Annotated in this window: 22 protein-coding genes; 3 read left to right on the top strand and 19 right to left on the bottom strand. The window is 71.3% G+C overall.

Annotation, left to right across the window (positions count from 1 at the left end; all coding sequences use genetic code 11):
- Nucleotides 1–39 precede the first annotated feature (39 nt).
- Both ABFY20_RS10575 and ABFY20_RS10570 read right to left on the bottom strand, forming a co-directional pair.
- Entirely contained in the window at nt 40–702 is a 663-nt protein-coding gene (locus ABFY20_RS10575; protein ID WP_368496215.1) for a response regulator, read from the bottom strand.
- A complete protein-coding gene (locus ABFY20_RS10570; RefSeq protein ID WP_368496214.1) occupies nt 699–1,949 on the bottom strand; it encodes a sensor histidine kinase in 1,251 nt (416 codons plus the stop codon). Before ABFY20_RS10570 ends, ABFY20_RS10575 begins: the two co-directional genes overlap by 4 nt.
- 410 nt (nt 1,950–2,359) lie before the next feature.
- Between ABFY20_RS10570 and ABFY20_RS10565 the strand changes: the two genes are divergently transcribed.
- The gene (locus ABFY20_RS10565; protein WP_368496213.1) at nt 2,360–4,222 is read left to right on the top strand and encodes a hypothetical protein; all 1,863 of its coding nucleotides are present in this window, start codon (nt 2,360–2,362) and stop codon (nt 4,220–4,222) included.
- A gap of 61 nt (nt 4,223–4,283) precedes the next feature.
- Here the strand turns inward: ABFY20_RS10565 and ABFY20_RS10560 are convergent, their stop codons facing one another.
- The 7 genes from ABFY20_RS10560 to ABFY20_RS10530 all read right to left on the bottom strand — a co-directional run bounded on the left by ABFY20_RS10560 (nt 4,284) and on the right by ABFY20_RS10530 (nt 9,419).
- Entirely contained in the window at nt 4,284–4,748 is a 465-nt protein-coding gene (locus ABFY20_RS10560) for a phage tail protein (RefSeq protein ID WP_368496212.1), read from the bottom strand.
- A 116-nt stretch (nt 4,749–4,864) separates the two neighbouring features.
- A complete protein-coding gene (locus tag ABFY20_RS10555; protein WP_368496211.1) occupies nt 4,865–5,215 on the bottom strand; it encodes a VOC family protein in 351 nt (116 codons plus the stop codon).
- 90 nt (nt 5,216–5,305) lie between these two features.
- On the bottom strand, nt 5,306–6,598 hold the full coding sequence (locus tag ABFY20_RS10550; RefSeq protein WP_368496210.1) for a cytochrome P450: 1,293 nt from the start codon (nt 6,596–6,598) through the stop codon (nt 5,306–5,308).
- Nucleotides 6,595–6,798: a hypothetical protein gene (locus tag ABFY20_RS10545; protein ID WP_368496209.1), complete on the bottom strand. Its 204-nt coding sequence runs from the start codon at nt 6,796–6,798 to the stop codon at nt 6,595–6,597. Before ABFY20_RS10545 ends, ABFY20_RS10550 begins: the two co-directional genes overlap by 4 nt.
- Nucleotides 6,799–6,926: 128 nt before the next feature.
- Nucleotides 6,927–7,382 (bottom strand): MarR family winged helix-turn-helix transcriptional regulator, encoded by a 456-nt coding sequence (locus tag ABFY20_RS10540; protein ID WP_368496208.1) that lies wholly within the window; start codon nt 7,380–7,382, stop codon nt 6,927–6,929.
- Between the two features lie 211 nt (nt 7,383–7,593).
- Nucleotides 7,594–8,196: a hypothetical protein gene (locus tag ABFY20_RS10535; RefSeq protein WP_368496207.1), complete on the bottom strand. Its 603-nt coding sequence runs from the start codon at nt 8,194–8,196 to the stop codon at nt 7,594–7,596.
- Between the two features lie 50 nt (nt 8,197–8,246).
- The gene (locus tag ABFY20_RS10530) at nt 8,247–9,419 is read right to left on the bottom strand and encodes a zinc-binding alcohol dehydrogenase family protein (protein WP_368496206.1); all 1,173 of its coding nucleotides are present in this window, start codon (nt 9,417–9,419) and stop codon (nt 8,247–8,249) included.
- A gap of 43 nt (nt 9,420–9,462) precedes the next feature.
- On the opposite strand from ABFY20_RS10530, the gene ABFY20_RS10525 reads away from it, so the two are divergent.
- Complete coding sequence (locus ABFY20_RS10525; RefSeq protein WP_368496205.1) at nt 9,463–10,071, top strand: helix-turn-helix domain-containing protein; 609 nt, start codon at nt 9,463–9,465, stop codon at nt 10,069–10,071.
- A gap of 55 nt (nt 10,072–10,126) precedes the next feature.
- Nucleotides 10,127–10,633, top strand: a complete 507-nt coding sequence (locus tag ABFY20_RS10520; protein ID WP_368496204.1) for a hypothetical protein — start codon at nt 10,127–10,129, stop codon at nt 10,631–10,633.
- Between the two features lie 45 nt (nt 10,634–10,678).
- On the opposite strand, the gene ABFY20_RS10515 is transcribed toward ABFY20_RS10520, so the two are convergent.
- The 10 genes from ABFY20_RS10515 to ABFY20_RS10470 form a co-directional block, all read right to left on the bottom strand.
- Nucleotides 10,679–12,178 (bottom strand): CoA-acylating methylmalonate-semialdehyde dehydrogenase, encoded by a 1,500-nt coding sequence (locus ABFY20_RS10515; protein ID WP_368496203.1) that lies wholly within the window; start codon nt 12,176–12,178, stop codon nt 10,679–10,681.
- 76 nt (nt 12,179–12,254) lie between these two features.
- Entirely contained in the window at nt 12,255–13,598 is a 1,344-nt protein-coding gene (locus tag ABFY20_RS10510; RefSeq protein WP_368496202.1) for an aspartate aminotransferase family protein, read from the bottom strand.
- A gap of 98 nt (nt 13,599–13,696) precedes the next feature.
- The gene (locus ABFY20_RS10505; RefSeq protein ID WP_368496201.1) at nt 13,697–15,229 is read right to left on the bottom strand and encodes a PucR family transcriptional regulator; all 1,533 of its coding nucleotides are present in this window, start codon (nt 15,227–15,229) and stop codon (nt 13,697–13,699) included.
- A gap of 132 nt (nt 15,230–15,361) precedes the next feature.
- The gene (locus tag ABFY20_RS10500) at nt 15,362–15,616 is read right to left on the bottom strand and encodes a ferredoxin (protein WP_368496200.1); all 255 of its coding nucleotides are present in this window, start codon (nt 15,614–15,616) and stop codon (nt 15,362–15,364) included.
- Complete coding sequence (locus ABFY20_RS10495; protein WP_368496199.1) at nt 15,613–16,851, bottom strand: NADH-ubiquinone oxidoreductase-F iron-sulfur binding region domain-containing protein; 1,239 nt, start codon at nt 16,849–16,851, stop codon at nt 15,613–15,615. The genes ABFY20_RS10500 and ABFY20_RS10495 overlap by 4 nt, the downstream gene beginning before the upstream one ends.
- Nucleotides 16,851–17,423, bottom strand: coding sequence for a ferric reductase-like transmembrane domain-containing protein (locus ABFY20_RS10490; protein WP_368496198.1), 573 nt, complete (start codon nt 17,421–17,423; stop codon nt 16,851–16,853). The genes ABFY20_RS10495 and ABFY20_RS10490 overlap by 1 nt, the downstream gene beginning before the upstream one ends.
- Nucleotides 17,416–18,315 (bottom strand): FAD:protein FMN transferase, encoded by a 900-nt coding sequence (locus ABFY20_RS10485; protein WP_368496197.1) that lies wholly within the window; start codon nt 18,313–18,315, stop codon nt 17,416–17,418. Before ABFY20_RS10485 ends, ABFY20_RS10490 begins: the two co-directional genes overlap by 8 nt.
- 1 nt (nt 18,316) lies before the next feature.
- Entirely contained in the window at nt 18,317–18,643 is a 327-nt protein-coding gene (locus ABFY20_RS10480; protein WP_368496196.1) for a hypothetical protein, read from the bottom strand.
- A gap of 98 nt (nt 18,644–18,741) precedes the next feature.
- Nucleotides 18,742–19,920, bottom strand: coding sequence for a sensor histidine kinase (locus ABFY20_RS10475; RefSeq protein WP_368496195.1), 1,179 nt, complete (start codon nt 19,918–19,920; stop codon nt 18,742–18,744).
- Nucleotides 19,917–20,585: a response regulator transcription factor gene (locus ABFY20_RS10470; RefSeq protein WP_368496194.1), complete on the bottom strand. Its 669-nt coding sequence runs from the start codon at nt 20,583–20,585 to the stop codon at nt 19,917–19,919. The genes ABFY20_RS10475 and ABFY20_RS10470 overlap by 4 nt, the downstream gene beginning before the upstream one ends.
- Between the last annotated feature and the right edge of the window lie 55 nt (nt 20,586–20,640).

Genomic DNA, 20,640 nt, shown 5'->3' with positions numbered 1-20,640 from the left:
CCGTCTCCACCTCGAGGACCAGCCGGCAGCCCGCCCGCGCTAGACGAGCTGGTGGCGGTGCGCGAACACCACGAGCTGCACGCGGTCGCGTAGCCCGAGCTTGCGCAGCACGGCGCCGACATGCGTCTTCACCGTCGACTCGCTGGTGAACAGGCGGGCGGCCACCTCGCTGTTCGAGGCGCCGCGGGCGACGGCGTCGAAGACTTCGCGCTCCTTGTCGGTCAGCAGCTCGAATTCCGCCGGCGGGGGAGCCGGCTCCTTGAACCCGCTCACGAGCAGCGTCGAGAGGGCTTGCGGCGCGAGCACGGCGTTGCCGGCGTGCACGGTGCGGATCGCGTCGATGAGCATCGCGGGTGTCGCATCCTTCACCAGGAAACCGCTCGCACCGTGGCGGATGGCCGTTGCGGCGCGATCGTCGAGATCGAAGGTGGTGAGCACGAGAACGCGCACCGGCGTCGAGCGGGCGGCGGCGGCCTCGGGGAGGAAGATGCGACGGGTGGCCTCCACGCCGTCGAGTTCGGGCATCCGGATGTCCATCAGCACCACGTCGGGCTGCAGCGCCGCCACCAGCTCGACCGCCTCGAACCCGTCGCCGGCGGTGCCCACCACCTCGAGGTCGTGCTGGGCGTCGACGATGACGCGCATCCCTTCGCGGAACAGCTCCTGGTCGTCGACGAGGAGCACGCGGATGGGCGCGCTCACACCCGCACCGGCGGGAACGGGGCGCCGGCGCGCAGCGGCAGCGTCGCGGTGACGACGAACGCGCCGTCGCCCCCGGTCGAGACGTCGAGCGAGCCGCCGACCGACTCGACCCTGCGGCGCATGCCGGTGAGACCCTCGCCACCCGGATGCTCGGGGCCGGGCGGTGCGGGTGTGGAAGCCGGCTGATTGGTGACCGTGAGCCGGAGCAGGTCGCCCCAGTCGCGGTGCACGGTCACCATCGAGTCGCGGCGCCCGTGCTTCAGCGCGTTCGTGAGCATCTCCTGCAGCACCCGGAACGCGACGGTCGCGAGCTCGGGCGGAAGCGGGTGCACAGCCCCTGTGTCGGCGACGACGATCGGGAGCCCGCTCTCGCGAGTGGAGGAGACGAGGGCGTCGAGGTCGGTCGGATGGCCGGTCGTGCCGTCGGGCGACGACAGCACGGCTCGCACCTCCTGCAGGGAGGAACGTGCCGACCGCGCGATCGTCGCCATCGTCGCCTTCAGCGCCTCGGGCCTGGAGTCGTCGAGGAACTGCGCCGACTCGGCCTGGGCGAGGATGACGGTGAGGGAGTGCCCCACCACGTCGTGCACGTCGCGGGCGAGTCGGGCCTGGTTCTCGCGCAGCGCCGCGATCTCGGCCATCCGCTCCCGCTCCACCGCGGCTCGGGCGGCGGCGCTCTCCGCCTCGGCCTGAGAGCGCTGCGAACGCCGGGCGGCGCCCCAGTAACGCGTGACGAGACCGGCGAGCCACGGCAGCGCCAGCACGCTCAGGATGAGGGGCAGCACGAAGACCGGCCACGCGATGCCCGCATCGACCAGCGGAACGATGAGGTTCCGCGCGATCCGCGTCTGCCACAGCGTGTAGGCGAGAAGGTTGATGTAGAGGAACGAGATGGTCGCGGCGACCGGGATCGAGAGTCCCGACACCCAGAGCAGCGCCGTCGACCCCCACCGGGCGATGCCGAACGCGACGCCGACGACGGCGATCTGCACGAGCAGCACGTCTGTGGTGGTCGCCGCCTGCAGGATGAGCAGTGCCCAGAGCACGCAGAACGACACCCAGGGTGCGCGGCGGGTGGTGGCGACCGCGGTGGCGGTGCCGAGAACCGCTATCGCCTGCACCAGGGCGGGGCCGGAGCCGTACCCCGACAGATTCGCCGAAGACGCCTCGATGCCGCCGACGACGAGCACCGCCACCGCCGCCAGCAGTTCGGGAGCCCGCGCGATCCGGCTCGGCTGCACCTTCATCGTCACATTATCCCCGCTCGCCACCAAGACCCGACGAGTGCGGGGGTCGACACCGGGACGCGTGTGCGGACTCGGAGAGCGGTCATGCCCTCACGCTAGGGGAGCTCGGGTGCTGCCCGCCTCCGCCGGAAGTGCCGTTCGAGTGGCCGGAGGGTGGAGGTCGGTCTCGGCGCGCCGTCACGGTTACGGCGCGACAGCCTATACCGGTTTAGACGGCTGGGTCAACGATGCCACAGGATGTTTGACGACCACGGGATTCGGCCGCAGACTAGGTGCTGCTTAGTCGGAACAACGTTGTTCGGAGGATGAGAATGAGACGTCGCAGTTTTCTCGCAGGTATCGCTGCCGCCGCTGGAGGGCTCATGGTTCCGCAGCTGACATCCGCACCAGACGCGGCACGAGCGGCGACCGTGACCCTCGATTTCGATGCCTTCCCCCTCGCTTTCGGCCATCTGAACTGGCAGCTGCTCACCGCGCGAAGCATCTCGGCGTCCGGCGCGGTCACGGGCTTCACCTACGGCTCAGGAACTTCAGCCGGCCAGCGGCCCGACCAGCACGGCGTCAGCTGGCCCACGCCCTCCTACTACGACGCTGTCCTCGGCGCTGGCGGATTCGCCCGCGTCGCGGCCTGGCCCATGAAAGCGATGATGCTCTACGCGCAGGAGAAACCAGCGGGCTGGGCGACTGCCGGGTGGAACCCCTACCAAGACCTCGCCGAGGGCGCCACCTGCGTCGACGACTCCGCCCGCACCGCGATCGCGCTCGCCACCGACTACCTCCTGAACGGGCGCGCCTCGTCGCTGGCGGCGGCTAAGGCGCTGCTCACGTTCACCTGTCACCTCACCACCGTCGAGGGCAAGGTCTACAACTTCGCCTGGCTGGATGCTCCCGCGACCTATGGCTGGGACGTGATGCAGAGCCAGAACAAGCACTACGGTTACCGCTCCGAGTTCTATCGCAGAACCCAGTACCCACCCCTCGACGCCGGAGGTGGGCACTCGCAGTGGATGCAGTTCACCTCAGACCCCTCCCACATCATCACCGACGCCACGGGAGCGTACGTTCGCGCTGATCCGTTCCTGCCGCATCCGCCCTACTCGGTGGCGATGGACGACCTGCAGGCGACGAACGGAGCCGACGTCGCCGCCGTGTACTCCGGCCCGCTCTACAGTTCGGCCACGGGCGCGTCGACGTCATCGCTCGCGGGAGTGAAGAAGGACTGGACGACGAGCTCCCTCAACCTCGGCGCCGACGACGCCAGGCAGCTCTGGGCGCTCGCGCTCGGATTGCAGATGATGCAGAAGGTCAAGGCCACGAGTCCCGGCGGCGCCCTGTCGGCCGACGACCTGGCCTTCGGCGCCTTCCTCGAGAACCACCTCGATCGGGTGCTCACCAACGTGCTGCAGTACGACATGGGGACGCTCGACAACCGTCTCGCCGCCAACTTCCTCATCGGGCTCAGCGAGTACTACCGCATCCGGTACGTCGGAGCCGGACACGGAACCTGGGTGCCCGTCGCCACCACGGTCGACGGCTACAGCGCCGCCCCGTCGCAGTCGTCCGTCTACGCGAAGATGGATCAGGCGCTCAATCGCGTCACCGCGGCCCAGTACCGCACCACCGATTGGCGCGACGGCATCTTCATCGACGACCCCGTCGGCGGGGAATGGCAGGCCTGGGGGCAGGTGCAGATGCTCGCCCTCGCGAAGTCGTACCGCCTGAGGCGCGACGCGGGCCAGGCGGCGTCTGCGTTGACGGGGCTGCTCGACACCATCTGCTATTCCGCTGACCGCTTCTACGGGATGCAGGCGTACCACTACGCCGACACCGTGAACGGATACTCCCGCACCAGGGAGCGCATCACCGGTATCTCGGGTTGGGCCGCGCGCTTCCACACCAACGACACCCAGTCGGTCTACCAGGACTCGTCGATCGTGGTGGGTCTCGTCGAGCTCGCCGAGGCGTACGGCCAGTCCGGCCGTACCGACGCCGCAGCGAAGAAGACCGCCTACTTGCAGTCGGCGAAGATCGTGGGGACGTGGTTCATCGGCAACAACTCCGCCCTGGTGCCGATGTACGCCGGCAAGCCGGGGCCCGGTGCGTTCGAGGGTAGCGGCGCGTTCTTCGACGAGATCAAGGCGGACTCGGCCGGAAGTCACCGCAAGAGCGACGCCGGTGGAGAATCGACGGCGGAGGGCCTGTGGGCCTTGGTCGTCATCAAGGATGCGATCACCCGATACGGACTCGGGTCGACGTTCACGTTCACCGTGTAGGAGGGAATAGTCGTCGCTTCCGTGCTCGTCGTCAGCTCCGTGCTCGTTCTTGATGGTGAAGTCAGTGCTCGTTCTTGATGGTGAAGTAGGAGCCGCGGATCGTGCCGGCCAGCTTCGACCTCTGACGGGCGAACTTGAACCGGTCGGCGAGCTCCGCGGGAACCTCCATGCCGTCGGAGAGCTTGAAGCCGACTGCGCGCTTGCCCGCGTCGTCGAGGGTGTACATCACGTTGATCGACAGGCCGCTCTCGTAGAACAGGTAGGCCATGCGGATGCCCGCCACCTCGAACTCCGTCGCCTCGAGCACCGGCGAGCCGATGACGATGTCGCGCTCGCTCTGCAGGATGTCGGTGACCCACGCGACCGTCTCGGGCACCTCGGCGGCGGGGTGGGTCACGAAGGTGTGGTCGTACTTGTTCTTGTAGTAGCGTGCCTCGTTCGCCCGGAGCCCCGCGAGCGCGTCTGCGACCGGCGACGACTCGAGGCCGGTGGTGGAGACCGTGGTGAAGTCGACGGTGTACGACATCGTTGGCGTTCCTTCCGCATCCGGTCGCCCGCGTGCCGCGCGCGATCCCGCCCCATTACAGCACGCACCGCCCCCTCGCGTCGCCCACGACGGAAAGCACGCTCGGACGGCCGAGCTCACCCGGGCAGCTCCCACAGCTCGAGCGGCAGGCCCTCGGGGTCGTGGAGGCGCACGAACCTGCCGAAATCGGTCTCCCACTCCGCGCGGCGTTCGACCTCGATGCCCGCGGCCTCGAGCCTCGCGACCATCGCGTCGAGCTCGGTGACTCGGAGGTTCAGCATGAACGTCTGGTCGGCAGGGAAGTAGTCGCTGTCGTGCGGGAAGGGCGCGAACACCGTCATGCCCTCGCCCTGGTTCCACACGGCATCGGCTCCCGCGTCGATGCCGAGGTGCTCCCGGTACCACGCGGCGCGCGCCTGCGGATCGCGACTGCGGAAGAACACCCCGCCGATTCCTGTGACCGTCATGCCCTCATGCTAGGCAACCCTGCGCCCGGGGGGCCAGCGCGTTCATCGGGCTGGGGCGAGAAGGGGCGAGGCCGCACCGGGGCCGGCGCATCAGTGGAACGGGCATCGCGACGGTGAACCGGATGCGCGCACGCGGCCTCCCGACGCCGGCTTGGTGGGCAGGCGACGTCGGTTCACCCGCAGTCCCTCGTCGAGCACGGCGACCCGGGGATCGCTCAGCGCGGCCACCGCGGAGGCGAGGCCGGAGATGGCGAGCTTCTCGCCCGGGCAGCGGTGGCCGGTGGTGACCCCTGCGCCGCCGTGCGGGATGAACACCGGAATGGCCTCGTAGTCGTCGACGCCGACGAACCGATCGGGGTCGAACGCGCCGGCCGACTGCCACGAGCTCTCGTCGGTGTTCGTGCCGAGGATGTCGAGCAGGAGCCGCCCGCCGCGCGGCACGTGCTGCCCGTCGACCTCGAGATCGGTGAGGGTCCAGCCGGGCAGCAACGGCACGAACGGGGCCGTGCGCCGGATCTCCTGCGCGAACGCGGTGGCGAGCGGCCCGCCCACCAGGGCGCCGCGTTCGGCGGTCTCGTGGGCGATGCGCTCGCGCCACTCGGGCCGGTCGTGCAGCTCCTTGGCCGCGAAGGCGACGAAGCGGGCGACGGCGACGAGCGGCCGGATGCTGTTCTGCAGCTCGACGCCCGCGAGCCGGGACTCGAGCAGCTCGCCGCGCCGATCGCGGTGCCAGGCCCAGGCGTGCAGCGCGGTGCCCTCCGCGGGGTGCAGGCCGCCGGTGCGTACGGCCTCCACGAGACGTGCCGAGTGCTTGTCCGACCACAGCCGGTTGCCGTAGGCCAGCAGGTACTCGGGGGAGTACGGCGCGCCGAAGCCGTCGACGATCTGGGCGAGTCTGCCCGCCCAGCGGGTCTTCGCGGCCGCGGTTCCCGGCAGCCCCGCCCAGCGCATCCCGGCCCGGCCGAACACCCCCACCGCGGCGTCGTAGGCGCTGCGCCGACCACCGCGCTCCCAGTCGTCGAGCTCAGCCCGCCACTCCGCCTCGAACAGCGGGGTGAGCCGCGCGACCTGCTCGTCTTCGTAAGCGATGTCGACGAAGTTCGCCTTGCGGTGCCGGTGCTCATCGCCGTCCAGACTGTGCACCGAACCGCGCCCGAACAGCGTCTCCTGCACGAGCGCCGGCATGGCGCCGTGGCGGGCGACGAGACTCTCGTCGTAGAACATGCGCACCGCATCAGCGCCGCGCACGAGGAGGGCGTCGTCGCCGAGCAGCCGCATCGGCGCGGCGCGCGCTCCCGGTCGCACCCGCGCCCACACGCGTGAGCCGAGGCCGTAGCCGTGGAGCATCAGCCTCACGGAGTCGTCGAGGAGAGGGCGGTTCATCGCTCGTCTTCTCCCGGACGGGGCGGGAAGGTCATGCGGCGTCTCGCCGCCTCGGTGACAGCGGCAGCACCGTCGCCGTTCGCGTCGCCCTCGGCACCCGTCGTCACATCGTCGAGCGTGAGCAACCCATCGGGGTCGCGGGGGTCGCGCTCACCGGTCAGGCGGGCGCCCAGTTGGGCCTTGTCGTCGTCTCGTGCCATGTGTCCTGCTCCTTTCGCGAGCCCACGACCGCGGGTGCCGGGGCTGCTGACCAGCCCACACCCGCATCCGTCTGCCGCAAGGGGCCTGCCAGGTCACTCCCGGTTCTGCTAGGGACAGGACGTGCGGGCTAGCGCGCCCGGTGCCCGATGGCCCTGCTCAGCCGATGGAGGAAGCGGATGCCCGACTCGCGTTCTGCCGCATCCATCCGCTCCAGCACCGCGACGAAGTCTGTGCCCGGCCCCCGAGCCGACTCGATGAGCGTCAAGCCCTCCGGGGTGGGGCGGAGCAGCAGTGCCCGCCGGTCGGACGGGCTCACCGATCGCGTCACCAGTCCTCGCCGCTCGAGGCGATCGATGAGAACCGTGATCGACGCACTGGTGATGCCGATGGCGGCGGCGAGCGCCTTCGGGCTGACGCCGTCGCCGGCCCGCGAGGCGTCGACGATGCGCTCGAGCGCCTGTTCGTCGTTCGCCGAGAGCCCCGTGCGCTCGGCGATCTCCCGCCGGCGCTGCACCTCGGCGTTCCAGAGTTCGGTGAGGGCGTCGACGAGGTCGTCTGCGGAATGCTGGAGTGCGGAGGTCACGTGACTGCTTTCTCGTCGTTCCGTCCAGTGAACACCCGAGTGGCCTCGACCGCCGCACGGATTCCGAGTCGAGACCCGATCGACACCTCGCACGACCCGATCATCTGCCCTGGGGCGGTCGACCTCGACGGGAGCGACGGCGAGCAGCCTCCGTTCCAGACCGAGGCGACTCGTCGGAGGATCGGACCGAGGGAAGCCGGATCACGCGGGGTCAGCCGACCGGGCAGGTGACGGTGAACGAGGAGACGGCATCGACCTGCCTCGCCTCCTTCATGTCGTAGTCGCCGATCGCGGCGGCTGCGGGGTCGCGAGGGAGCACGGATGCTCGACCCTCCGCCCCGATCACCGTGTACCCGATCGAGCCGTCGGGATGCTCCTCGCGCACCACCTCGCCCGAACCGGTGAACTGGGCGACCAGCTCGTCGCCCACCACCCAGCTCGACACCAGGGGAGCGGGCTCGTCGGCGGCGGAGAAGGTGACGCCGAGGCCGGGGGCGGGCGACGTGTTCGCGATCGTCACGATGTCTCCGGTGCACGACAGGAGACCGCCGGGTTCGAAGGTTCCGAGGAGGGTGGACGCGGTGCCGTCGAGCTCGAACTCGATGGCGGCCACGGGGCCGGTGCCCTCGCTCCACGGCGCCTCGGCGGCCGGGGTCGAAGAGGCGTCGGCGACGCTCGGTGAGGTTTTCGCCGCTGAAGGTGCCACTGCGCTCGGCAAGCCCGAGCATCCGCTGAGGGCGATGGCGCAGGCGAGGACCACTCCGACTCCGACGGCTCGAAGGGACGGGGGCGGGGCGACGGTCGTACGGCTCACCTCGCCGACCCTATCCGGGCTTGTCGTGTGGCGCCCGGCCGCGGGCAGCCTCAGAGGGTGACGACGAGCTTCGTCGCCGACACCCCCGCGCGCAGGCGGTCGATCGCCGTCTGGATCGCCCCGAGCCCTTCGCCGACCACCTCGGCCGTGGGGGCGCACGCATGGGTTCCGTCGGCGAGTGCCCGCGGCAGGTAGTCGTGCCACAGCATCCGCCCCACCTCGTTCGACATCAGCGTGCTTCCCCAGACGAAGCTCGCGGTGATGCCGTGCCGCCGCGCGGTGAGCTGGGTGAGGGCGGTCGAGGCGCCCATGCGGGTGAGTGTACGAACGGCTGCAGCGCTCGGGCCGCCGCGCCTCGGGAGCTCGGCGAACGAGACGGCGGGGCTCGCCAGGGCGACCCGCCGCGCGCCGGTCGCGACGGCGAGGGCGACAGCGGGTGCGCCCGATCCCGTGCCCACGGCGAGGATGCCCTTCACGTCGTCTCCCTCAAGCGCATCGCTCAGCTGCCGCACCGCGGTGCTGTCGCGGTAGTCGACGACCACGTCTGCGCCGAGTTCGCGCATCCGCTCGTGATTGCGGGGCGATGCGGTGGCGGCGACCCGGTGGCCGGAGGCTGCGGCGAGCTGGATCGCGTTGCTGCCGACGCTCGTCGACCCGCCCCAGACCACGACGGTGCCGCGCCCGGGCGCGGGCTCGGCGCGCCGCGGCACCGTGGGAGGCGGGAGCGCGAGGTGGTCGTTCTGGAACAGGGCGGTCGCGGCGGTGGAGACCGCGAGCGGGAGCACGACGGCGTCGTGGAAGGCAAGCGTGTCGGGCACGGGTGCCGTGAGGCCCTCACGCACCACGACGAACGACTGGAACCCGCCCTCGGCGTGATGCCGCGAACCCCTCTCCATCCCCACGGCGTAAGCCACGACCCGGTCGCCTGGCGCGAAGCGCGTGACGCCTCGGCCCACCGCCACGACCACGCCCGCGACGTCCTCCCCGAGCACGACGGGGTAGGGGAGCCAGCGGTACATCAGATTCCCCGTGTGCTGCTTCACCTCGTCGAGGGGGTTCACGGCCACCGCCCTGGTGCGCACGAGCAGTTCACCCGGGCCGGGGACCGGCATCTCGGCGGGAGCGACCACGAGGTCGGCGCGGGCTTCGGGCAGCCAGGCTGCGGAGTTCGTCGACACCGGAATCCTTTCGACGGATGCCCTGATGACATCTCGTGTCGTCATGGTAACACTGACGACACGACATGCCATCAGGTAGTGTGGGGGGATGCCTCGCTGGGCCCCCGACGCCGCTCTCCGCCTCGAACGGGCCGCGATGGAGCTGTTCGCGTCGAAGGGGTACGCGCAGACGACCGTGCCCGAGATCGCCGGACGGGCGGGGCTCACGACGCGCACTTTCTTCAGGCACTTCGCCGACAAGCGCGACGTGCTCTTCCTTCGCGAGCGCGAGCTGCCTTCCGTCGTCGCCGACGTGCTCGTCGCGGCCCCCGTGGGGCTCTCGCCGATGGATCTCGCGTTTCACGGCCTCGACGCCGTCGCGAGCGGCGACCTCGAGGGGTGGAAGCGCGAGGTGGGGGCCCGCCGCGCCGTCATCGAGCAGGAGCCGAAGCTGCGCGAGCGCGAACGCCTGAAGTCGGCGGTGCTCACCGATGCGATCGACGTGGCGCTGCGCGCGCGAGGCGCGTCGCGCGAGGAGGCTTCGCTCGTGGCAGCCGTCGCGGCGGCGCTGTTCGACACCGCGCTCTCGGAGTGGCTGGCGGGCGACGACGCCGTTCCGCTCGCCGACGTGCTGCAGAGGCAGCGCGAGCTGCTCGTGCGGCTCACGGCATCGGCGGGCTCCGCGACTCCGACGACTCCCGGGCCAGAAGGACGCTGAGCTCGTTGCCCACCTCGCCGGTGCCTTCGACGCCCGATCGCGTCAGGATGGAGGGATGAGCGACCACGCCTTCGCGATCGGCACGACCGTGAGGTTCCACGAGATCGAGTCGCGTCGGGCCCCGGGCGAGGCGCAGGAGGTGGTGCTCGCCGCCCTCGCCGCCGACGGTTTCACCGTGTCGCAGGAAGCCTTCGGCGACGGGATGTGGTCGCTCAGGTACGCGGAGATCGGCGACGACGGCACGTCGAACTGGAGCGACTGGGCGCTCGAGGTGGTGCCGCTGCTCTCGCTCGTGGGGGTGCGGCGGCACTTCGCGCGCTGCGCCGTACCCGTGGCGGCGACACCGACGGCCACCGGGTCGCGGCTGCTCATCTCGACGGTGTGGGGGTTCCACGGCGACGGCGGCACGGTCGGTCTCGTCGCCCGCCGTGTGCGCTCGGCGGCCGAGGCGGCGGCGGGGGTGCTCGGCGGCGAGCTGCGATCGCAGCGCACTCCGATCGACACCACGGCGCCGCTCGGTCGCAAGGAGTTCGAACGCCTCACCGGATGGAAGAAGCGCTGAGCGCTCGGCGGCACATCCGCAGGGCGCTCAGCGCGGCATCCAGACTCAGTTCTGGGGGAAGCCCAGGTTGATGCCGCCGTGCGACGGGTCGAGCCAGCGCGAGGTGACCGCCTTCTCCTGGGTGAAGAAGTCGAAGCCCTGCATGCCGTAGGCCTTGGAGTCGCCGAACAGCGACTTCTTCCAGCCGCCGAAGGAGTGGTACGCGACCGGCACCGGGATGGGCACGTTGATGCCGATCATCCCGACCTGCACCTCGTTCTGGAACCGGCGTGCAGCCCCGCCGTCGTTGGTGAAGATCGCCGTGCCGTTGCCGAACACGCCCGAGTCGATGAGGGCGAGGCCCTCCTCGTAGCTCGCGACGCGCACGATCGACAGCACCGGGCCGAAGATCTCCTCGGTGTAGGCACGCGAGGTGGTGGGCACCGCGTCGAGGAGGGTCGGGCCGAGCCAGAAGCCGTCGGCCTCCCCGTCGACCTCGATGCCGCGGCCGTCGACCACCACGCGGGCGCCGTCCTGCTCGGCGATGTCGATGTACGACGCGACCTTGTCGCGGTGCACCTCGGTGATGAGCGGGCCCATGTCGCTGCCGCGACGCCCGTCTCCGATGCGGAGGGTCGCCATCCGCTCGGTGATCTTCTCGATCAGCGCGTCGGCGACAGGCTCGACGGCGAGCACGACCGAGATGGCCATGCAGCGCTCACCGGCCGACCCGAAGCCGGCGTTGATCGCGGAGTCGGCGACGAGGTCGAGGTCGGCGTCGGGGAGCACCAGCATGTGGTTCTTCGCGCCGCCGAGAGCCTGAACGCGCTTGCCGTTCTTCGAGGCCGTCTCGTAGATGTACTGGGCGATCGGGGTCGATCCGACGAACGAGATCGAGGCGACATCGGGGTGCTCGAGCAGGCCGTCGACGGCGACCTTGTCGCCGTTCAGCACCGTGAAGACACCGTCGGGGAGCCCGGCCTCCTTCCACAGGGCGGCCAGCCACAGGGCGGCGCTCGGGTCTTTCTCACTGGGCTTCAGCACGACCGTGTTGCCCGCGGCGATCGCGATGGGGAAGAACCACATCGGCACCATCGCCGGGAAGTTGAACGGGCTGATGATGCCCACCACGCCGAGGGGCTGCTTCAGCGAGTAGACGTCGACCCCGGTCGACACGTTCTCGGAATACGCGCCCTTCAGCAGGTGCGGGAAGCCGGTGGCGAGCTCGACCACCTCGAGGCCGCGCGCGATCTCACCCCCGGCGTCGGAGAGCACCTTGCCGTGCTCGCTGGTGATGATCTCGGCGAGTTCGCCCTTGCGCTCGTTCAGCAGCTCACGGAAGCGGAACAGCACGGTCTGCCGCTTGGCCAGGCTGGTGTCGCGCCAGGCCGGGAAGGCGGCCTTGGCACTGGCGACCGCGCGGGCGACGTCGTCGCCGTCGGCGAGCACGACGTTCGCGGTCACGACACCGCGGGCGGGATCGTAGACGGGCGCCGTGCGGTCGCCGGCGCCGGCGTCGTGGGCGCCGTCGATCCAGTGCGGGATGGTGCGGGGGGAGTCTGTCATCGTTGTCGTTCCTCGGTCTCGTCAGCGGGCGATGGTCTGGTGGTGGATGGTCTGGTGAGGGCGGGCGCCCGGGCGATCAGCTTCGGGCGACCGCGGAGAGCGCGGCGTCGAGCGCGGCCACGCCGCGGCGCACTTCGTCGGGCGTGACCACGGCGGGAGGCACGACATGGTTGCGGTTGTCCTGCACGAACGGCAGCACCCCATTGTCGAGGAGCGCGGCCTTCACCGCGGCCATCGAGGCGGCGGCGAGCGGCTCGCGGGTGTCGCGGTCGGCGACCAGCTCGACGGCCCAGAACACGCCGCTGCCGCGCACCTCGCCGACGATCTCGTGCGTGTCGGCGAGGGTCTGCAGGGCGGGGCCGAGGTGATCGGCGCCGATGCGGGCGGCGTTCCCGACCACGTCCTCCTCGCGCATGGCGTCGATCGTGGCGACGATGGAGGCCGAGGCGAGCGGGTGGCCCGAGTACGTCAGCCCGCCGGGGAAGACGCGCTCGTCGAAGAACCGGGCGACCCGGTCGGAGACGACGACGCCGCCCACCGGCACGTAGCCGGAGTTGACGCCCTTGGCGAAGGTGATGAGGTCGGGTACGACGTCGTAGGCGTCGAAGGCGAACCAGTGCCCCGTGCGGCCGAAGCCCGCCATCACCTCGTCGAGGATGAGGAGGATGCCGTAGCGGTCGGCGACGGCTCGCACGCCCTCGAGGTAGCCGGGCGGCGGCATCAGCACACCGGCGGTGCCGGGCACGGTCTCGAGCAGGATAGCGGCGATCGAGTCGGCACCCTCGGCCTGGATGGTGCGTTCGAGGTGACGCAGGGCTCGCGCGCTCTCCTCCTCAGGCGTCTGCGCCCAGAACTCCGACCGGTAGAGGTACGGTCCGAAGACGTGCACGTGGCCGCGGGAGTACTCGTTCGGGATGCGGCGCCAGTCGCCGGTGGCGACGACGGCCGCCCCGGTGTTGCCGTGATAGCTGCGGTAGAGCGAGACCACCTTGTCGCGACCTGTCACCTGCCGCGCCATCCGGATGGCGTTCTCGTTGGCGTCGGCGCCGCCGTTGGTGAAGAACACCTTCTCGAAGCCCTCGGGGGCGAGCTCGGTGATGCGCCTCGCCGCCTCGTTGCGTGTCGCATTGGCGTGGGCGGGCGCGACGGTGGTGAGCAGGCGCGCCTGCTCCGCGATGGCCTCGACGACCCTCGGATGCTGGTGTCCGATGTTCACGTTGACCAGCTGGCTCGAGAAGTCGAGGTACTCGCGGCCGTCGTGGTCCCAGACGGTCGTGCCGAGGCCGCCGGCGATGACGAACGGCGTGAGGGCTCCCTGGGCCGACCAGGAATGGAAGACGTGGGCGCGGTCCGCTGCGCGCACGTCGTCGTTGCTCGGCTGACCGTCGGTGACGACGCGGGGTGGGGAGGTGAGGGTCACGGGCAGCCTTTCGATCGGATGCTCCGATCATGACGGCTCCCGGCCGGCGAACGGCTAGCCAGAGTGTCGATTCATGCCGCCTGATGTGGACAGTTCCGCTATGACGACTCCGGGTCGACCCCGACGAGCTCGATCGCCGACCAGATCTCCGCGCGCACCGCGAAATCGCCCAGGTCGACCCCGAGCATCCTCTCCGCCGTCTCCACGCGATTCTTCACGGTGTGCCGGTGCACGTGCAGGGCCCGCGCGGCAGGGTCCCACGCGCCGTGATGCTCGAGCCACACCCGCACCGTCTCGAGGAGCACGGTGCGCTCCGGCTGCCGCAGCCGCAGCACGGGCGCCAGCAGCGTGCGCGCCACGCTCTCGCCGCCGGCGACACGGAGCAGCCCCCGCAGTCCGCGCTCGGCGAGGCTCTCGTAGTCGACCACAGGATCGGCCGGGCTCGCCGCCCGCGCGGCGTGCGTCGCCTCGGAGACGCCGAGCCTCAGGTCGGCCCAGGACACCCGGCTCGAGGTTCCGGCTGTCATGCCGTGACGCGCGATGAGAGAGCGCAGCTCGGGCGGCGTCGTGGCGCCCGCGATGAGCAGCACGTCTCCGCCTCGCTCGGCGTAGAAGAAGCCGCGGTCGCTCCGCACCGCTTCCAGCTCGAGCTCGTCGAGCGCCGACGGGCTGAGGCCCTCGCCCGCGATCGTGGTGACGACGATCGGCTCGGCCGGCAGACCGCCCCACACCGACGCGGCGGTGCGGCTGGCCACCTCCCACTCGCCGGCCATGAGGAGTTCGAGGAGGCCGGTGCGCAGCTGGCGGCGAGCCGCATCCAGTTCACGTCGTTGCTCCAGCACGATGCTGGCGATGCCGATGACGCTCTCGACGACCTCGTGGCCCGCAGGGTCGAGGGGCCCCGACGTCCCCACCGCCAGCACGCCGCGCAGCCGACCGCGCTGGCCGATCGTCTGCAGGGAGATGCCGACGTCGGAATGGATGATGCTGAGCCCGGCCCGCGCGCCCTTCACGAGGGTCTCGTACGCCGCCGCCTCCACCGCCTGCCTGAGCTCGGCGGGAGGGGCGGAGAGTCCTGGCACGTGCAGAGGTGCCCCGGTGGAGTCGAACAGCGCGACCCAGCAGTCGAGCTGCGCCGAGAGCTCGATGAGGATGGCGCCGAGTCCGTCGGACGACAGGGCGGCGCGGGCGATCGATCGGTGGGCGTCGAGCGACCACTGCACGCGGGCTCGGCTCTCGGCCGCGATCTCGCCGGCGACGAACCTGATGATCGAGATGAAGAGGGTCTCCCTCCCGATCTCGATGAGAGCGAGCCCGTGCTCGGCACACGCGGCGATCAGTGCCCGGGGGATCGCCGGGTGGATGACGCCGATCGCGAAGCCGAGAGCGTGGATGTCGTGCTCGACGAGCCGGCGCACGTACTCGCTCGTGAACCGTTCGTCGACGTCGGCGAACTGCGCGCCGTCGGTGAGCAGCAGTTGCCCCGCCTCGAGCCACGGGGTGGGGTCGGCGAGGTCGGAGCTGTGGGCCCACGACACCGAGACCTCGCGGGCGGCGCGCGACCCGTCGGGAACGACCAAGCGCGCACGGAACTCCGGATGCTGGAGCAACGACTGCAGACTGGCGGGCACCCTGCATTTCTACCCCACCCGGGCGGCTCGGGGCCGCCGGAGGGCTGAGTGGAGGAGCTCGGGGCAGCAGGCGGAGGGTCGGGGTGGATCAGCGCGACGCGTGGACGGCCGGGCGACGGAGTTCCGCGCAGATCAGGGCAGCGGACGGAGCGACAGCGCGAGTCGCGGGCAGAGATCGACGGCGTCGCGGGCGGCGGGAAGGCCGGCGGGCGGGACGGGGACGTCGGAGCGTTCCCGGGGCGGAGTCGCCGCCAGGGGGTAGCCGTCGTCGTCGGGGCGGAGGAGATCGGGCAGGAGGTCGAGGCACGCTCCGCGCGCCTGGCACCGCGTCCAGTCGATGTGGAGCGTCGCGCTCGTGCTCGGGGCGCTCATGGCGTGGCGGGTCATGCGAGGCCTCCTTCCGAGCACGAGCCCGACCGGTGCCGGTCGAGTTCGCCGGCGAACACGGCGAGCGCCGAACGTGCGAGCGAGACGGTGCCGTCGGGGTGGTGGCAGGCACCCCGGCCGGGGATCGTCTCGATGAGGTACCGCACTCCGCTCGGGTCGCTGTCGCGACCGGAGGAGTACTCGGCGAACCGGTGCGAGAGTCTGGGGAGCCCGAGTACGCACGGCCCGCACTGACCCGCGCTCTCGGCGGCGAGGTAGTCGAGGATGGAGGCGCTGACCCGCAGCCCACAGCTCGCGGCGCCGAGGAGGAGGACGACGCCGGCGCCCGCCGCGATGCCGCCGTTGCCGTTGCCGTTGCCGTCGGCGGGCCGGGCGACGAGCCGGCCCCCGAAGTCGCCGGCCGCGATCCAGCGCCCGTGGAAGCCGCCGACGAGCGCGGCCTGGATGCTCGTCGGCTCCACACCGATCGCGGTGAGCACCTCGGCGAGGCGCGAGCCTCCGGGCACCTCGACGACCTGCTCCGCCACCCCGTCCCCGCTGATGCTGAAAAGCCGGGTGCCGGGGTCGTCGGCGGTTCCCGAGCTGCGGAACCACTCGGCGCCGTAGCGGGCGATGAGGGCGATGTGCGCGAGCGTCTCGACGTTGAACAGGAGGGTGGGTCGGCGACCGACCCCGCGTTCGGTGAGGTGCACGGGATGGTCTTTCGGTGTCGCGGGCGCGCCCGACAGCCCCGCGACCACGGCCGTCGCCTCTCCCGCCACGAAGCGGTCTTCGGCCACCCGCACCTCGATCTCCCCGCCGTCCCGGCGCTCGAGCAGAGCTCGCCGCACGGACTCCGCCCCGTCGGGATGCGCCACGACGACCAGCCGCGCCCCGGGGCCGACGGCGGCGGACAGCAGCACCAGCCCGTCGATCACCAGGTGGGGAGCGTGTTCGAGCAGGGTGGCGTCTTTGCGGCTGAGCGGCTCTCCCTCCGACCCGTTGGCGATGATCGTCCCGGGTGGGCCGGCGAGCGCGTCGATCTTCTTCGACGCCGGGAACGCCCCGCCGCCTCGGCCGGTGAGCCCCGAGGCGCGCAGTTCCATGACGAGGTCCGCCGCCGCGGGCACGGGCACGGGCCCGAACCGGGCGACGTGACGGGCGGCATCCGCTCGGTGACCCGCCGCGAACAGGCGCGAGGGCAGGGTCCCCTCCGGAGGCATCATCGCCGTCGTTGCCGCGTTCGTGGAAGTCATCAGCGCATCCTCTGCATCGTTCGTTCGGCGCGCTCGAGCGGCGCGCTCCGGAAGCGGGCCGACGCCACCCGCCAGATCACCGCGGCGGCGACGGATGCGGCGGAGACGACCGCCAGCGCGACGAACCAACCGCTGCTCCCGTCGGTGCCGTTGCCGAGGGAGTGCAGCAGCGCGACCGGCCACAGGAGGTAGACGATCCAGTGCACCAGCCGGAACACCCGCGCGGGCAGCCGGTGGCGCAGCAGCGCCGTGATGACGACGGCGACGACGAGATCGAACGCGACCGTGCCGAGGCCCTGCCAGAACGGCTCGTAGCTGGCGAGGAAGGGGATGACGATGTCGACGAGCGAGAGCTTCGCGTAGCTGTCGCCGAGCAGGGTGAGCACGTGCAGCACGAGGAACGCCGACGCCAGGAGCGACACGTTGCGATGCACGAGCACGATGCCGAAGCGGGGGAGTCCCGGAAGGGGCTTGCCCGCCCGGGTGAGGACTCCGAGCAGCACGGATGCGGTGAACAGCAGCAGCGACATCACGCCGCTGATGCGGCCGATCGCCCACAGCACCTCAGACATGGGCCACCTCGCTCCGAGCGGGCCAGGCGGCGGTGGCGCTGACGGCGTACCGCTGGTTGACGAAGCGGGCGGGAACCCCGCGCTCGGCGAGCCAGGGGAGGGCCTGATGGCCGAGGATGACGGCCGCTGTCGAGTAGGCGTTCGCCTCGACGCAGCTCACCGCGGCGCAGGTGACGGTGCACCAGGGACTCTGCACCGGTTGCAACGACAGGGGGTCGAGGATGTGAGCGACGAGGTCGGCTCCCACCCGGTGCCGGCGACGCTGGGTGCTCGAGGTGGCGAGGGCCGCTCCGGCCGTGAGAGCGACACGGTCGGCCGGGTCGCCCGCACCGTCCTGCACGAGGACCTGCCAGCCGCCCTCCGGATGCTCGATCGTCGACGCGAGGTCGCCCCCGATCCCGACGAGTGCCCCCACGTCGGGCCCGAGTTCCTGAGCGATGACGCGCACCACCTGCTCGCAGGCCGAGGCCTTGCCGATCGCGCCGAGATCGAAGCCCGTGCCCGGTGGGGCGCTGAGCACGCCGTCGTCGAGCGATACGTCGGTCCAGCGCACCGGGCGCGACAGGGTCGCGGCCACGCCGAGCGGTGGGCCGTCGAGTTCGGAGAGCCGGTGACCGAGGGTGGGGTCGACCAGGCCGTCGGTGAGTTCGGCCGCGGCCAGCGCGTCGCTGAGGAGGTCGCTGAGCTGCGGCGAGACGGGAGTGGAGGAGAGCCCGGAGCGGGTGAAGAGCGAGAGCTCCGAGTCGGGGCGGTAGCGGCTGCAGGCGGCGTCGACCGAGTCCATCACCCCGACCGCGAGGCGGGTCGCCTCGTCGAGGAGAGCGGGGACGGTGACGGTCAGCTCCACTTCGGTGCTCCAGGCGCGCCAGCGCGCGGTGGCCGTGCCGGTCATCTCACGACCCCCTCGTCGTGCCGTGGGTCGACCCGCCGCGGGAGGGCGCGACGAGGCCGCCGGAGCCGGAGGAGGACGAGGACGAACCCGAGGACGAGCCCGATTCGCTTCCGTTGGAGGAGGAGGAGGAGGACGACGACGACCCGCTCCCGCTCGACGACGACGATCCGCTCCCCGTGTCGGTGGAGCTCTGCGCAGCCGATGCCTTCGACTCGCTGGCGTTCAGCCACAGCACTGCCGCCCCGACACCCGACCCGATCACTGTCGATGCCACGAGCGCACCGGTCAGCACCCGGACGGTGCGGCGGCCTCGATCCCGAGCGTTCACGGTGGACTCCTTCTCTCTCGACGTGAGACTTCTCTCCCGACGTGAGACCAGCATCCGCTCCGTTTCTTCCAGGATTCTTCCAACCGGCGTCCAGCCGGTCAGGCGCGCGGCAGGGTCGCCTCCACCACCCCTCCCGGCAGCTCCTTCACGACGCGCACGCTTCCGCCGTAGCGGTTGACCACGTCGGCGACGAGCGCGAGTCCCAGCCCGTAGTGGGCGGGGCCGGTGCCTGGCGTGCGGTCGGAGGCGAACCGCTCGAACGGGCGATCGCCGTCGCGGAACCCGGGCCCGTCGTCGGCGACCCGCACCCGCACGATACGCTGCTCCTCGGTCACCCCCACGGCCACCGAGGAGTGCGCGTGATCGAGCGCGTTCGAGATCAGCGAGAACAGCACTCGGCGCAGCGGCGCCTCGCCCGCCGCGGCGACGGCCGGGGAGGGGGCGTCGAGGGTGAGCGCGATGCCGCCCGCCTCTGCCTCCGCTCCCGCCGCCGTCACGACCTCGGCGGCGATGGCTGCGACGTCGACGACGCCGACGGATGCGGGCCTGTCGTCGGCGGCGATGAGCAGGTCTTCGAGAATGGCGGTCAGGGCTGCCGTGTCGGCGACCACCGCATCCGCCTCCGACTGCAGCCGGGCGGGGGAGGTCTCGCCCGCGAGGCGGCGCCGCAGCAACTGCACCCGCGTGCTGAGCAGGGTGAGCGGGGTGCGGAGCTCGTGGCTGGCGTCGGCGACGAAGCGTCGTTGCTTCGCCAGTGCATCGGTGAGCGGCCGCATCGCCCGTCGCGACAGCAGGTAGCCGCCCACCGTCGCTGCGGCGACGCCCACCGCTCCTGCACCGGCGAGCGACCAGGCGAGGCGGGTGAGCTCTTCGTCCGACTCGTGGCGGTCGATCGCGACCTGCACGAGCAGACCGCCCTCGACCCTGGTGCGCACGGCGTAGCTGCGCCCGTCGGCCGAGACGTCCGTGTCGACGGTCTCGCCCGTGCGCCCGGCCTGGTCGAGGGCCGCGGTGTCGGGGAGGCCCGCGGGAAGGGTCTTCGACGACGCGACGCGCCCGTCGCGCACCGTGATCACCCAGGTGTCGGCGGGGGCCTCGTCGCCGCGCAGGTCCTGACCGCTGATCGAGAGCTCGCGATCGACCGACTCCGCGACCGAGGCGGCGACGAGGGCGTAGGCGAGCACGCCGACCAGGGCGACGATGACCGCGATCACGGCGGCGAACTGCAGGGCGAGCCGCCGGGCGGTGCGCCGCAGGGCGAGCTCCTCGGCGGTCACGGTGCGCCCAATCGGTAGCCGATGCCGCGGACCGTCTCGACGACACCCCGGCCCATCTTGCGCCGCAGGTAGTGCACGTAGGTGTCGACGACGCCGAGCTCCTCGGCCACCGGGAACGCCAACCGCAGCAGGGTGGCGCGCTCGAACACCTGGTTGCGGTCTCGCGCCAGCACCTCGAGGAGCGCCGACTCGCGCTCGGAGAGCATCACGGTCTCGCCCGAGGCCCTCGTCACCTGGCGGGCCGAGGGGTCGAAGGTCGATCCGTCGTGCAGGGTGAGGGTGGTGGCCGTGGTCTCGTGGCGGCGGAGCAGTGCTCGCACCCTGGCGAGGAGTTCGTCGATGTCGAACGGCTTGCTGAGGTAGTCCTCGGCTCCGCTGTCGAGTCCCTCGACGCGGTCGGCCGGGTTGCCGAGGGCGGAGAGCACCAGGACGGGAACGCTCACCCCGGAGCGCCGCCACCTGGTGAGCACGTCGAGGCCCCCGAGCAGTGGCAGGCCGCGATCGAGCACGACGGCGTCGAACGCGCGTGTCAGCACCAGGTGCAGTGCCCGCTGGCCGTCGTGGGCGAGGGTCACCTGGTAGCCCTCCTCGGCGAAGAGCTCCTGGAGCATCGCCGAGAGCGAGCTATCGTCCTCGACGATCAGGATGCGCGCACCGTCCGACATGGCGTGAAGTCTAGGGCCGCGGCGTCATCGTCCGCTGACCGCGTCCATCCCGATC

It is taken from the genome of Herbiconiux sp. A18JL235 (assembly GCF_040939305.1).
In the GTDB taxonomy this organism is placed as follows: domain Bacteria; phylum Actinomycetota; class Actinomycetes; order Actinomycetales; family Microbacteriaceae; genus Herbiconiux.
Note: the sequence above shows the minus strand (reverse complement) of the source record. Positions and strands in the feature narration are given on the sequence as shown.

Bases quoted from the DNA above. Each gene is read 5' to 3' on its own strand.
- ABFY20_RS10570 (WP_368496214.1), bottom strand. From the start codon at position 1,949: ATGAAGGTGCAGCCGAGCCGGATCGCGCGGGCTCCCGAACTGCTGGCG.
- ABFY20_RS10560 (WP_368496212.1), bottom strand. From the start codon at position 4,748: ATGTCGTACACCGTCGACTTCACCACGGTCTCCACCACCGGCCTCGAG.
- ABFY20_RS10555 (WP_368496211.1), bottom strand. From the start codon at position 5,215: ATGACGGTCACAGGAATCGGCGGGGTGTTCTTCCGCAGTCGCGATCCG.
- ABFY20_RS10550 (WP_368496210.1), bottom strand. From the start codon at position 6,598: ATGAACCGCCCTCTCCTCGACGACTCCGTGAGGCTGATGCTCCACGGC.
- ABFY20_RS10545 (WP_368496209.1), bottom strand. From the start codon at position 6,798: ATGGCACGAGACGACGACAAGGCCCAACTGGGCGCCCGCCTGACCGGT.
- ABFY20_RS10530 (WP_368496206.1), bottom strand. From the start codon at position 9,419: ATGACGACACGAGATGTCATCAGGGCATCCGTCGAAAGGATTCCGGTG.
- ABFY20_RS10525 (WP_368496205.1), top strand. From the start codon at position 9,463: ATGCCTCGCTGGGCCCCCGACGCCGCTCTCCGCCTCGAACGGGCCGCG.
- ABFY20_RS10520 (WP_368496204.1), top strand. From the start codon at position 10,127: ATGAGCGACCACGCCTTCGCGATCGGCACGACCGTGAGGTTCCACGAG.
- ABFY20_RS10515 (WP_368496203.1), bottom strand. From the start codon at position 12,178: ATGACAGACTCCCCCCGCACCATCCCGCACTGGATCGACGGCGCCCAC.
- ABFY20_RS10500 (WP_368496200.1), bottom strand. From the start codon at position 15,616: ATGACCCGCCACGCCATGAGCGCCCCGAGCACGAGCGCGACGCTCCAC.
- ABFY20_RS10495 (WP_368496199.1), bottom strand. From the start codon at position 16,851: ATGACTTCCACGAACGCGGCAACGACGGCGATGATGCCTCCGGAGGGG.
- ABFY20_RS10490 (WP_368496198.1), bottom strand. From the start codon at position 17,423: ATGTCTGAGGTGCTGTGGGCGATCGGCCGCATCAGCGGCGTGATGTCG.
- ABFY20_RS10485 (WP_368496197.1), bottom strand. From the start codon at position 18,315: ATGACCGGCACGGCCACCGCGCGCTGGCGCGCCTGGAGCACCGAAGTG.
- ABFY20_RS10470 (WP_368496194.1), bottom strand. From the start codon at position 20,585: ATGTCGGACGGTGCGCGCATCCTGATCGTCGAGGACGATAGCTCGCTC.